Annotated in this window: 10 protein-coding genes; 8 read left to right on the forward strand and 2 right to left on the reverse strand. The window is 60.8% G+C overall.

The features are described 5' to 3' along the window. Positions 1–53: 53 nt before the first annotated feature. A complete protein-coding gene (locus R2R70_RS06605) occupies positions 54–1,949 on the forward strand; it encodes an EAL domain-containing protein (protein ID WP_410977643.1) in 1,896 nt (631 codons plus the stop codon). Between the two features lie 112 nt (positions 1,950–2,061). On the opposite strand, the gene R2R70_RS06610 is transcribed toward R2R70_RS06605, so the two are convergent. Beyond that, positions 2,062–2,688, reverse strand: coding sequence for a DUF3833 domain-containing protein (locus R2R70_RS06610; RefSeq protein ID WP_410977644.1), 627 nt, complete (start codon positions 2,686–2,688; stop codon positions 2,062–2,064). 1,214 nt (positions 2,689–3,902) lie between these two features. On the opposite strand from R2R70_RS06610, the gene R2R70_RS06615 reads away from it, so the two are divergent. The 3 genes from R2R70_RS06615 (at position 3,903) to R2R70_RS06625 (ending at position 7,416) form a co-directional block, all read left to right on the forward strand. Beyond that, positions 3,903–4,733: an ATP-dependent zinc protease gene (locus tag R2R70_RS06615; RefSeq protein ID WP_054556656.1), complete on the forward strand. Its 831-nt coding sequence runs from the start codon at positions 3,903–3,905 to the stop codon at positions 4,731–4,733. 102 nt (positions 4,734–4,835) lie between these two features. After that, a complete protein-coding gene (locus tag R2R70_RS06620; RefSeq protein WP_107334785.1) occupies positions 4,836–6,398 on the forward strand; it encodes an inactive transglutaminase family protein in 1,563 nt (520 codons plus the stop codon). Position 6,399: 1 nt separating this feature from the next. Continuing rightward, positions 6,400–7,416 carry an alpha-L-glutamate ligase-like protein gene (locus tag R2R70_RS06625; RefSeq protein WP_107334786.1) on the forward strand — a complete coding sequence of 339 codons (1,017 nt, stop codon included), beginning with the start codon at positions 6,400–6,402 and terminating at the stop codon, positions 7,414–7,416. A 159-nt stretch (positions 7,417–7,575) separates the two neighbouring features. Here R2R70_RS06625 and R2R70_RS06630 read toward each other — a convergent pair whose 3' ends face one another. Then, complete coding sequence (locus R2R70_RS06630; RefSeq protein WP_410977645.1) at positions 7,576–8,289, reverse strand: DUF1826 domain-containing protein; 714 nt, start codon at positions 8,287–8,289, stop codon at positions 7,576–7,578. Positions 8,290–8,572: 283 nt separating this feature from the next. Between R2R70_RS06630 and R2R70_RS06635 the strand changes: the two genes are divergently transcribed. From R2R70_RS06635 to R2R70_RS06650, 4 genes are all read left to right on the forward strand, one after another. Then, positions 8,573–9,040, forward strand: coding sequence for a Fur family transcriptional regulator (locus tag R2R70_RS06635; protein WP_043334236.1), 468 nt, complete (start codon positions 8,573–8,575; stop codon positions 9,038–9,040). A 59-nt stretch (positions 9,041–9,099) separates the two neighbouring features. Beyond that, complete coding sequence (locus R2R70_RS06640; protein ID WP_410977646.1) at positions 9,100–10,437, forward strand: dihydroorotase; 1,338 nt, start codon at positions 9,100–9,102, stop codon at positions 10,435–10,437. Positions 10,438–10,513: 76 nt separating this feature from the next. Further along, positions 10,514–11,689 (forward strand): metal ABC transporter solute-binding protein, Zn/Mn family, encoded by a 1,176-nt coding sequence (locus tag R2R70_RS06645; RefSeq protein ID WP_410977647.1) that lies wholly within the window; start codon positions 10,514–10,516, stop codon positions 11,687–11,689. Positions 11,690–11,801: 112 nt separating this feature from the next. Beyond that, positions 11,802–12,638 (forward strand): metal ABC transporter ATP-binding protein, encoded by an 837-nt coding sequence (locus tag R2R70_RS06650; protein WP_410977648.1) that lies wholly within the window; start codon positions 11,802–11,804, stop codon positions 12,636–12,638. Positions 12,639–12,690 lie beyond the last annotated feature (52 nt).

A 12,690-nucleotide genomic window follows, 5' to 3' on the forward strand; every position in this document is an offset into this window, starting at 1 on the left:
CAAGTACGAACATGCGGTTATATCTCCTGGAAATTCCAACGAGGCAGTAGGCCATGGCAGATTCCACCCCAAAGACGACCCTCGCGCCGGGTGGCCGGCCCGGCTTCAGGCCGGCGGCACCTCATCCGCGCGAAGAAGAGCGTCTCAATAGCCTGCATTCTCTGCATGTATTGGATAGTGACCATGAAAAGCGCTATGACGATCTGACGCGCCTGGTCGCCGATATCTTTGATGTGCCCATCTGCCTCGTGTCGCTGGTGGATGAAGACCGCCAGTGGTTCAAGGCCCATTGCGGGCTGGATGCACGGCAGACGGGCAGGGATCTCGCCTTCTGCGCCCACGCGCTGCATGAAGAGCGCTTTCTGGTCATCAATGATGCCCGCCAGGATGAGCGCTTCTTTGATAACGCCCTGGTGACGGGGCCACCGCATGTCTGCTTCTACGCGGGTGCCGTGCTGCGTGACAGTAGCGGCCTGCCGCTGGGGACTCTGTGTCTGATCGACCACAAGCCCCGTCAACTGGATACGGCACAGCTGGAGCGGTTGGAGCGCTGTGCACTGCTGGTCGAGAATGAGCTCATCCAGCGTGATGCGCTGTTGGCAGAGCGCGCACGCGCCACCCTGCAAGCCAATATCGACCCGATCACCGGCTACAGTCTGCGTCGTCGCTACCTGCAGCGAATGACGGCCTGGCTGCAGGAGCGTGCCAGCCAGGGGGAGCTGCAGGTCATCCTGGTCAAGCTGCAGAACGCCGAAAGGCTGCGCAAGCAGCAGGGCGTCGACTTCTACGAGGGCGTGCTGCAATCCCTGTCTCACCAGCTCAATGAAAACTTCGATGACGAGGGTCTGCTCAAGGGGCGCGTCAGTCACGATACCCTGATGATCCTGTTGCCGCGTGACCAGGCATTGCACGGCATGCGCTGGCACCGCTTCGTGGAGCAACCCTGGTTGCTGCATCTCTCTGCCAACAGCCGGCCTGATCTGTTGATCGGGGCGGGCACCTTCGTAAGCGACAGCATGTCAGCGGCGGAACTGGTCGAGGTGGTGGAAGAGGAGCTTGTCTGTGCCAGTGAATGGGCGCCAAAAGAGAAGGGCGTCCAGTTCGCGGATCTCACGGACAACCTCAACCTGCGCCTCGAGATGAACAACCGCTTTGCCCAGGCGCTGCGCGACAATGAGCTGTGCATCCACCTGCAGCCCATCGTCACTGCGGGCAGCCAAGGCCTCAGCGGTCAGGAAGTGCTGCTGCGCTGGCAGGACAAGAACCGCTGGATCACACCCCATCAGATGTTGCGCATCGCCAGACATGCGGGGCTGGATGAGGAACTCGATATCTGGGTGCTGCGCAGAAGCTGCGCCTTGCTCAGCCATTGGCTGGCGACCAGGAAGGGCAACGACAGCCTGTTGCCGCTGTCGCTGAACATCACGGCGTCGCGCCTGATCGAAACCGAATACATGGATGCCCTGCGCCGTGTCCTGCGCCTTTACCGGCTCAAGGGGGATTGCCTGCGCATTGATGTCAGCGGTGTCGAGAGTTTTTCCGCGACGCCTGAGCCATTGGTGCTGGCGATGAAATCGCTGGCCAATGACGGCATCAGCTTCTGTGTCGACCGTTTCGGCCCTGAGCATGACAGCCTGCGCCTGTTGAGCATGCTGCCCATCATCAGCGTGAAACTGCATCCGCGCTGGATCAGTCTGTTGCAGACGGATCCGCGTCAGGCGCGCCTGTTGAAAGCCTGGACGGCGGCCTTGCATGCGTTGGAGATTTCCGCCGTGGCAGTGGGTATCGAGCACTCACGCCAGCGCCAGACCATGGTTGATCTGGGCTTTGACCAGTTGCAGGGATACGCCTTCGGAGAGCCCATGGCGCCAGAAGAGGATTACGGTAAGTGGTTGTCCAAGGTGGAGACATCGCTCGAGCAGCATGCGGGTGACTCCGCCGCCTCATGAGGGTTGGGCTATCAGAAGCTTGAATCGACAAAGGCTGGCGCTATCAAGAATGGAAACCATCAGGCAAGGCTTGAAGCCTTCAGGGGCTCATGTCATTGCCGCGCACGAGCTGTCATTTCGGCTCGGTTGCCGGTGAGTCACAGGGACAGCGCTGAAATGCCAGGGTGATACTGGCGGCTTCCAGGCCCAGTTTGCGCATCGAGGTCCGGTTCAGGATGCGACCATCCGGCTGCAGATACATCCAGTCATCCATGCTGAACTCCCAGGTACTGTCGTCGATCGGTACCTGAAGCACGTAGTTCATGCGCAAGGCGTTACCGCGGGTCGTCGCTGTCGCTTCGCCCGTCACATCCGCCGCTCGACCAGTCCATTGGCGATCACCCGCCGGGGTAAAGGTCCAGCGGCGGTGTTGCGTCTCGCCATCGGCATAGACGAAGTCTTCCTCCAGAATCAGCTGGTTGCCTTGCATGCTGCCGATGACATCGACCACGAACCGCCGCGTCACCTCGCCACGGTAATCCTGCACCATGCCCCAGCCACGTGTGTGGCCCAGGAAGTAGTCATCGATGCGAAGCTCAGGGCCGCTGCCCGCGTAATCCTCTATCTGTGGTCCGCTACAGGCTGACAAGCCCGCTGCCATGATCAACACGGCTGCGCGGCCGCTGATGCGCCGAAGGCGTCGAATGCCGTTGTGCACGAATCCAGCGCTAGCTGACAGACAGAACGGGAAGGAGGGCATCGCTGACTCCGGTTCGCGCCGACCCGTGAGTCATCACGGCGCGCGGCAAGGTTGAGTGACAAGATGAGCGGTGTGGGTCACATGTGGCCCGAATTATTCTACAACACTTGTGCATGAATGCTATCAAGGATAAGTTTGTTCGCGCTCCTGGGCAACGGGCTGTTTGGCACTTGGTTCGTAAAACAGGCCATCGCTGATGCAAGCCGACAGGTTCAACTCGCTGGACTTGGCCCGACGACTCGACTTGATGGACCTGACCTGATGGGCCAAAGGAACTGACTCTACGGGCGCCCAGGATCACTGATGTAACCCGCCTACCCTTTGGTTCGTATAATATATATTATGTTAAATACGGTAGTTCGTGAGCGTGCTCAAGCTGTGTACGCCAATGCTTGAGCGTCGATCTTCAGGCACCTGACCTCCTCCGCGTGCATGATAGCTTCTGCATAGCTGCTTCTGAACCTCAGGTTCTGCTTGTCGATGGAGTCAGCCGTCTTTCCAGCCTATCTTTTGCTGAGTGCCCTGCATTGATCTGCTGAGCGACAATCTGCCCGTAAAGGATTCCGGCAGGTATGGATCTTGGCTGGTATAGCGTTAATGTCAGCCGCTGAGTCAGAGAACGGATGTCATTGAGTTTGCTGGCGTCGTCTCTTTTGGCGTGCCTCGTTAGTTTGGCGACAGTCTGACTTGCTGTGTCGGCGTGCTCTCATCCGAGATCGAGTCGCGGCCATGCTGTGATCCCGCACTGATGATGCAGTGACACCCTGAACAATGCGCAAACAGTGAGGTCTGGCTGTGCAAGCTGTCGCGAAGGCAGCTCCTGTCTGGAGGCTGGATTTCATCAAGGTTTTCGTCACCTTAAAGCGACGCAAGCCAAGCTGGCGTTATACGTCCAGCCAGCTGACAGCGGCCCTGACTCGCGCCTGGTGGGACCTTGTGTAGTCTGTCTTCGACTGGCGACAGAAAGTGAGCGCTACGTTCGTGAATCGCAGGCGACGGCCCGGCGTCAGGTGCTGAAACATGGACAGTCACCATTCGGGCTACGTATGATCGCCTCCAGTAACGCTTCGGTGCTAGAACACCCAAGCTGTACAAGGGAATACCCAGGCATCGTCGGGTCAGTGTGCTAACTGACTGACGATGGACAAGAATTATGTCTGTCGTTCACACAGGTTGTAGAGCGGCAGCAAGGCTGAACAGGAACCTTCTCCCCTATGCTGATCCGCAAGCTGCTATTGCCTGTTACCTTGACCAGTGTCGTCGTCATGGCCGGCTGCGTCCCGGCACAACCGCAACCGCAGAAACCGGTATTGACGCCAGATGCCTTCTCACAGCGCATCGATGCGCTGCAGGAGCAGCTGGCAGGCCAATGCAACGTCCAACAGCAGCAACTTGCCGACCAGCAGGCGCTGAGCCGCTCTCTGCGTCGTGACGTGCGAGAAGTCGGCAGTCAGCTGCGCCAGATCCATGCCGAGATGGAACAGCCCGCACAGCCGCAGGCCGTGGAAGCCTGCAAGGCCGTGACCGATAACCCCATCCTCGACAAGACCCTGCTTGGGCGCGTCGAGTGGGTCGGCTTCCCGACCATCAGCAGCTACTTCAAGGCACGTATCGACACCGGTGCCAACACCTCGTCGCTGTCGGCGCGTGATATCACCGAATTCGAGCGCGACGGCGCCAAGTGGGTCAAGTTCAAGCTGGCACTGCGGGATGACGGCAAGTATTTCGTGTCAGGCGATCGTGACAAATGGGTAGAAGCCCAGGTCAGCCGGACGGTGACCATCATCCAGGCCTCCGGCCGCGAAGAGCGTCCCGTCGTCAGCCTGCTGATGACACTGGGTGACATCAAGCAGAAGGTCGAGTTCACCCTCAATGATCGTCGCGATCTCACCTATCCGGTACTTCTGGGCCGTCGCTTCATGATGGACATCGCTGCGGTGGACGTCAGCCGTACCTTCATCAATGCACGTCCGGAATACCCGGGCAGTGCACCCAGTAACGAAGCGGCCAAGGACGAGGACCCGAACGAAGGCAACCGCGACTGAGTGGCAAGTGCCCTCCTGTCTCCTCTGCCCGGCTTCGCTGCCTGACATGGCTCGGTGCTCCACCGAGCCATCATGACTGCTCCAGACATTTCAAGGACTCCCATGTCGCGTTTTGCTTTCTATATTCTGGTCGGCCTGTTGATGCTGATCGGTGTGGGCCTGACTGCCTACCGCCATATTTCGTTCGATGTGCCCTGGGTGCCCGGTGCACAGCAGAAAGTGTGGGATATCGAAGCCCAGGTGGCCTTCACGGCCACTGGAGGTCCGGTCAAGGCGTCGCTGGCGCTGCCGGAAAACCAGAAAGGCTACAGCGTTCTGACCGAGAACACGGCGTCCTCGGGCTTTGGACTGTCCTATCTGGATGACCTGCCGGGCCGTCGTGCCGAATGGTCGATCCGTGAAGCGGCAGGCTCGCAGCTGCTGTATTACACAGTGACCATGCTGGAGTCCGACAATGCGACTCCTGCGGCCATCAAGCGTCTGCCGGCCCCTCAGGAAGTTTCCTGGGAGCGTCCCTACGATACCGCCGCGGCCCAGGTTATCGATCAGGCCCGTGAACGCAGTGCCGATTCGTTCACCTTCGCACGTGAGTTGATCAAGCAGTTCGACAATCAGCGTCAGGGTGAGAATGCGCGCCTGCTGCTGACCCAGTTCGAGCGTCCCGAACTCATGTTGCGCCTGCTAAATGAAGCCGGTGTCAGTGCGCGTCTGGTCAGCGGCCTGAGTCTGGAAGACGGCCGTCGCCGCCAGACGGTCTCGTCTTGGTTGCAGGTCTTCGCCGAAACGCCGCAAGGCAACGAAGCAGTGGATGTCGAGGCCGCCGACGCTGAAGACATAAACACCGACTGGGTGCTGATCAACCCGGAAACCGGCAAGCAAGGTGAGCCGGACAACCTGCTGCTGTGGGAAGGTCGTGGCGCGCCGATGCTGGAAGTCGAAGGCGGTGTGAACTCCCGTGTCAGCTTCTCGATGATCCGTCACAACGAGCCGGCGGCCGTCGCGGTTCGCAACAAGCTGGCCAATGACGAGCTGCTCAACTTCTCGATCCACTCCCTGCCGCTGGAAGAGCAGGCGCTGTTCAAGACCATCCTGTTGATCCCGATCGGCGCGTTGGTTGTGGTGCTGCTGCGTGTGCTGGTTGGTCTCAAGACCTCCGGTACCTTCATGCCGGTATTGATCGCCCTCGCCTTCATTCAGACAAGTCTGGTCACCGGCTTGATCGGCTTCCTGCTGATCGTCGCGACGGGCCTGGTGATCCGCAGTTACCTGTCGCGGCTCAATCTGCTGCTGGTGGCGAGGGTCTCGGTGGTGATCATCACGGTGATTGCGATCATCTCCATCTTCTCGGTACTCGCCTATCGCTTCGGTCTGAACGCCGGCCTGACCATCACCTTCTTCCCGATGATCATTTTGTCATGGACCGTCGAGCGCATGTCGATCCTGTGGGAAGAGGAAGGTCCCAAGGAAGTGCTCAAGCAAGGTGGTGGCAGCCTTCTGACCGCCGTGCTGGCCTATCTGGCGATGAACAATCCGTGGGTGCGTCACCTGACCTTCAACTTCCTCGGTCTGCAACTGGTGCTGATGGCCTTCATCCTGCTGCTCGGCAACTACACCGGCTATCGTCTGCTGGAATTGCGCCGCTTCAAGCCGCTGACGGAGGATTGAGATGCTCTCGTCATGGCTGAATCGCTGGTCGCGCAACTGGACCACGCCGGGCGCCTTGCGCGCCCGGGGAGTTGTCGGCATGAATCGCCGCAACATTGGATATATCTCGAAATACAACGACCGCCGTCTCTACCCGCTGGTCGATGACAAGCTGCAGACCAAGCTGTTGTGTCAGAATTACGGTCTGGCCTCGCCGGAGATGATCGGTAAGGTCGCCAGTCAGTTCGAGGTCGAGCGCGTCGTCGACATGGTGCGCGATCACGCAGGTTTCGTGATCAAGCCGGCCAAGGGCTCAGGCGGCAAGGGGATCCTCGTCATCGAGCACCATGATGGCGAAGAGTATGTGAAGCCCAGCGGCGCGCGTATCACGCGTGCCGACATGGAGCGCCACGTCTCCAACATCCTGTCAGGACTCTATTCGCTGGGTGGTTCACCGGACGTAGCGCTGGTCGAAGGCTTGATTTCCTTTGATCAGGCCTTTGCCGAGTTCACTTATGAGGGTGTGCCTGACATTCGCGTCATCGTCTTCAAGGGCTATCCCGTGATGGCGATGATGCGCCTCTCGACGGCGGCCTCGGATGGCAAGGCTAATCTTCACCAGGGCGCGGTCGGTGTCGGGCTGGATATCGGCAGTGGCTGGGCGGTGCGCGGTGTGCAGTACGATCGCCCGCAGTTCGCGCATCCCGATACTGGGCACGATATCTTCTCGCTCAAGGTGCCGCAGTGGGACACCCTGCTCGAGCTGGCTGCCGGCTGTTACGAGATGACGGGACTGGGGTATCTGGGCACCGACATGGTCCTGGATCGTCGCCACGGCCCGATGCTTTTGGAGCTCAACGCCCGACCGGGGCTGGCCATCCAGATGGCCAATGGCGAGGGCCTGCGCAAGCGACTCGAGCTGATCGAGCGTCAGCCCGATGGTGTGCCGGTCGCCGAGCGCGTCGCCTTTGCGCGCAAGCACTTCTCGCGCAGCAAGGAAGATGTCGCCAATGTCGGTATGGCGCCTATCGCGGACTGATGCCAGTCCCGAATGTTTGCTGATCGATGCCTTGGCTGATCGACTGCCCTAGCGTCTAGAAATACAGGAACACCCCGCCTTAGCGGGGTGTTCCTGTTTGGTGAGTCGCGAACGGAGCCTCGTGGCTCGACTATGTAGTCTCAACTACGAAGCCTCGGCTCAGCCGGGGTCCATGCTCAACATCAGGCGATTACCATTGGGCACCACCGGTGAGCGATGGATCAGCCCTCGCCCTTCGTTGCCCGGCCAGCACTCGCCCTTGAGCAACGCCAGGCTGCCCGGGCGCAGCTCATGTATCTCGCCGGGGGCCAGGCAGATGTCCTGATGGCCGGGTTGGCCGTGGCCCAGCGCCAGTCTGTCGGCGGCATGTTCCGGCAGCCACTGGGTGCCCGGGCCGTCGTAGGTCGTCACCAATCTGACCGGGATGCGATCGACATGAAAGCGCGGGCACATGGCGCTCTGGGTCATCTCCAGTCGCATGCCGATATCCTTGACCTCGAAGAGCTCGCCCATGGCTTCACCCAGCACACAGATATCCTCTATCAGCGCAGCCCCGGCATCCGGTGCGGGAAGGTAGCGCTCCAGCGCCTCACGCAGATCACTGATCGGGCCGCGCCAGCGCATGCGCAGCGGGTAGGCACCCGAGGATTGAGCCTTCACCGCCATTTTCAATGCCGCATCGATGCGGCGTTGCATCACGGCCAGGCTGATGTCGGGGTCGAAGATCGCCCCCAGGTCATGTGCCTCGTGACCGATATGCCAATGGGTTGTGGGCCTTGGCGCCGACGCGAGGGTCGAAGGTGACGAACTGGCTGCCAGGCGTGGCTCGGGCCGTGTGTGAAGGGGTGGGTGCAGCGCCTCGAACTGGGCCATGAATTCCTCCTGTCAGGGATGGTCGCGGGTCTATCACCGCGACCAGAAAGCGATAATTGTTATGTTATATCATATTGATTGCTTGTCCACGCTTTCATGTCGGCTTCACGCCTTGCGTTGCCTTTACATGACTCACGCAGCCCCGATGCCTTTGCCGGTGGCCCGTCATGGCCCATTTGCCCTAGAATAAGCATCTGGTCATTCAGGCTGCGCGCTGACGCACTTGCCCTCATCGCGCTTGACGCCTTTTGACATCCGGGATTCACGACACTCAGGATTCTTCATGCCAGAGCCACTTTCGCTGATCGACCAGGCCGAACGTCAATGTCTGGCGCGCGGTGTGCGATTTACGCCGATTCGGCGACGTGTACTGGAAATGATCGCGACCAGTCATGGCGCACTCAAGGCGTATGACCTGCTGGATCAGCTCGCCAAGGAACATGGCGCTGCCCGCCCTCCCACGATCTATCGTGCACTGGACTTCCTGCTCGAACAGGGCCTCGTCCATCGCATCGAATCACTCAATGCCTACCTTGCCTGCCACTGCCCGGAACATCAGCACGGCTTTCAGCTGTTGATCTGCCGCGGCTGCGGTCGTGTCGAGGAAATGCATGATGACGATCTCGGCACCCGGCTAGTCGCCAGCGCCGATCGCCATGGTTTCTCGATCGAACGCCAGACCATCGAACTCGAGGGGCGTTGCCAGGATTGCACCTCTCAAGCAGCTGCCATGGCAGAAAACGCTCAGTGAACGGCGCTTGCGAGCGCTTTTGATACGATATAACATTTGCTTCCCACGGAGGACGTCACATGCTGGACATCCGCATCTCACAGGCGCAAGTCGTCAACGAAGGCACCATTTCCACTCAGGATGTGGGCATCAAGGACGGGCGTATTCACGCCATCGGCAGCGACCTGTCTCACCTCGATGCACGTGAAGTGATTGATGCCGCTGGCCGCCATCTGCTGCCGGGCATGATCGATGATCAGGTGCACTTCCGTGAGCCAGGCCTGACCGCCAAGGGCAACATCGCCACCGAGTCTGCTGCTGCCGTGGCCGGTGGGATCACCACCTTCTTCGACATGCCCAACGTCAAGCCGGCGACCCTGGACAGCGATGCACTGGAAGCCAAGTTTGCCGTGGCGGCCGGCCGTGCCCATGCCAACCACGCCTTCTATCTGGGTGCCAGTAACGACAACCTGGAAGCGATCAAGACGCTGGATCCGAACCAGACCTGCGGCATCAAGATCTTCATGGGCGCCTCTACCGGCAACATGCTGGTTGATGATCCGGAGATTCTCGAAGGCATCTTCAAGCATGCACCGACGCCCATCGTCACGCATTGCGAAGACACGCCGATGATTCTCGAGAACGAGGCGCGCTGGCGTGAGCGCTTCGGGGAAGACGTGCCCTTCTCCGAACACGGCCTGATCCGCTCGCGCGAAGCCTGTATCAAGAGCTCGCGTCTGGCGATCGACCTGGCGACCCGCAACGGTACCCAGCTGCATGTCCTGCACCTGACCACTGCCGAGGAAATGGCGCTGTTCAAGGCTGGCCCGATGAAGGGCAAGCAGATTACCGCCGAAGTCTGCGCGCACCACCTGTGGTTCAGCGACGCCGATTACGACACCCGTGGCAGCCTGATCAAGTGCAACCCGGCAGTGAAGACCGCCGAAGACCGCGCCGCCCTGCGCGCTGCCGTGATGGATGGCCGTATCGACATCATCGCCACCGATCACGCACCGCATACCTGGGAAGAGAAGCAGAACCCGTACTTCAAGGCGCCTTCCGGCCTGCCGCTGGTGCAGCATGCCCTGCTGTCACTGCTCGATCAGGTTCAGGCCGGCATCTATGACCTGGCGACCTTGGTCCAGAAGACCAGCCACAACGTGGCGGATCGCTTCTCCATCGTCGATCGCGGCTACATCCGTGAAGGGGCCTTCGCTGACCTGGTGCTGGTCGACCTCAATGGCGAGACCAGCGTCACGCGTGACAACGTGCTCTACAAGTGTGGCTGGAGCCCCTTCGATGGCGTGACCTTCAAGGCACGTATCGATGCGACCTTCGTCAACGGCGTGAAAGCCTATGACGGCAAGACCGTCAATCCGGTGGCCAACGGCCAGCGTCTCTCGTTCAACCGCGGCTGATGGTGGTCCTGGCGTGCCGGTTCTCGGCACGCCCTGCCCGCATCATGCCGTGATCACTAGCAAAGGAAGTGGTGTCATGAGTATGCATGCGGGCTCTCCCCTGGCGTCTCGCCAAATGTTGTGTGAAAAGCTGCTGTCCCGGGTCCAGCGCACGCTGGGTCCGCGGGCTGCGCGTGCCCTGCCGCTGAGTGTGCTGGGCGCGCTTGCCGCGTTCGCGACGCCTGCCGCCCACGCCCAGGACGGCGCCCCTTTGCATGTGGCCGTCAGCGTGCCGCCCATCGCGTGGATGGTCGATCAGCTGGCCGGTGAGCATGTCGAGATCACCACGCTGGTCAAGCCGGGCGACAGCCCGCACGCCTACGATCCGACCCCGCGCCAGGTGGCCGAGCTGTCGACAGTCCCGCTCTATCTCGCCATCGGTGTGCCCTTCGAGCAGGTGTGGTTGCCGCGCCTGGTGAAGAACAACGCCGAGATGCAGGTCGTGCATCTGGAAGAGGGTCTCAACACACGCCACTTTGGCAGTGGTGAGGCGCATGACCACGGCCATGATGAAGCGCATGCTCATGAGCAGGACGCGCATCACGATCATGATGAGCACGACGAGCATCATGACGAGCATGCTGATCATGAGGCCCACGAAGAGCATCACGGCGAGCATGAAGGTCACGAAGAACATCATGACGAGCACCATGATGAGCATGCTGATCATCAGGCGTATGGTGCCCAGCATGACGAGGATGAGGACCTCGGCGAAGCCGACCCCCACCTCTGGCTGGACCCGCAGCGCATGCAGACCGTCGTCGAGCGTGCCGCCGTGGTGCTCGAGGCCCGCCTGCCGCAGCATGCCGGCGAGATCGATGCCAATGAGCAGCGTCTGCTCAAGACCCTGAGCGAGCTGGATGAGCAGATCGCTCAGACGCTGGCGCCCTACAAGGGCCGCAACTTCCTGATCTTCCATCCCAGCTTCGGCTACTTCGCGGACCGCTACTCGCTCGAGCAGCATGCCATTGAAGTCAGTGGTCGTGAGCCCACGCCGCGCGAGATGGCCACGCTGATCACGCGTGCCAAGGATGAGAACATCGGCACCATCTTCGTCTCGGGGCAGTTCTCCCAGACGGCGGCCAAGCGGATCGCGAGCTCCCTGGAGGCCGAAGTGGCCGTGCTGGACCCGCTGGCAGAGGACTATCTCGACAACCTGAAGCACGCCACCGAAGCGCTGAAGGCGGGTTTCGAGTTGACTGACAGCCAGTAATTGCCGGCCGGGTATTGCGCATATCGTCTGATCTTGCACAATGCCCTGCCCCATCGAAAAGTCAGACGGGCGCTCATGCGCCCGTCTGCGTTGCAACGAGGTACCTTACGTCATGGTCAGTCCCATCTCCGTCGCGCGCCCGCGCACGGACAGCCATCCGGAGGCGTCAGCCACCGGGCGCAGTGTCGGACCGGTCTTTCGCCCGGTGCCGGCAGATGCTCCGGATGCCATTGATATTCGCGGCGTGACCTTCCGGTATGGCGAGCAGGTCATTCTCGACGATGTCGACTTTCAGGTCGGCGCACGCGAGATCGTGGGACTGATCGGGCCCAACGGTGGCGGCAAGAGCACGCTGCTCAAGCTGATACTCGGTCTCCACAAGCCGGCGGCTGGCTGTGTCCGGGTGCTGGGGCGCACGCCCAAGGCTGCCGCGCGCCATATCGGCTATGTGCCGCAGTTTGCCAACTTCGTGAAGCGCTTCCCCATCCGTGTGGAAGATGTCGTGCTGATGGGACGTCAGGGGCGTCGTCGTCAGTGGGGGCCCTGGCCACGCGCGGACCGTGAGGCGATCGGTGCGGTGCTGGAAGAAGTCGGCATCAGTCATCTGCGCCGTCGGCATATCGATGCCCTCTCCGGCGGTCAGCTGCAGCGTGTGCTGATCGCCCGCGCCCTGGCGGCCGAGCCTCAGTTGCTGCTGCTGGATGAGCCCACCGCGAGTGTCGACAGCGACGGCGAGCGCTCCCTGTTCGAGCTGTTCAATCGCCTGGCCAATCGCATGAGCGTGGTGGTGATCAGTCACGATCTCGGTTTCATCAGCGATTACGTCGATCGGGTCGCCTGCCTCAACCGCAAGATGATCGTCCATGACACCGAGACGCTCACCGCTGAATCGATCGAGCGACTCTATGGTGAAAACGTCCAGATGATCCATCACCATCACCATCACTGATGCCGCGGCCGGTGACTGTCCGTCTGGCCTGTTTCACTTCCTTCACGTCGCC

It is taken from the genome of Cobetia sp. SIMBA_158 (assembly GCF_046566945.1).
Classification (GTDB): Bacteria; Pseudomonadota; Gammaproteobacteria; order Pseudomonadales; family Halomonadaceae; genus Cobetia; species Cobetia amphilecti.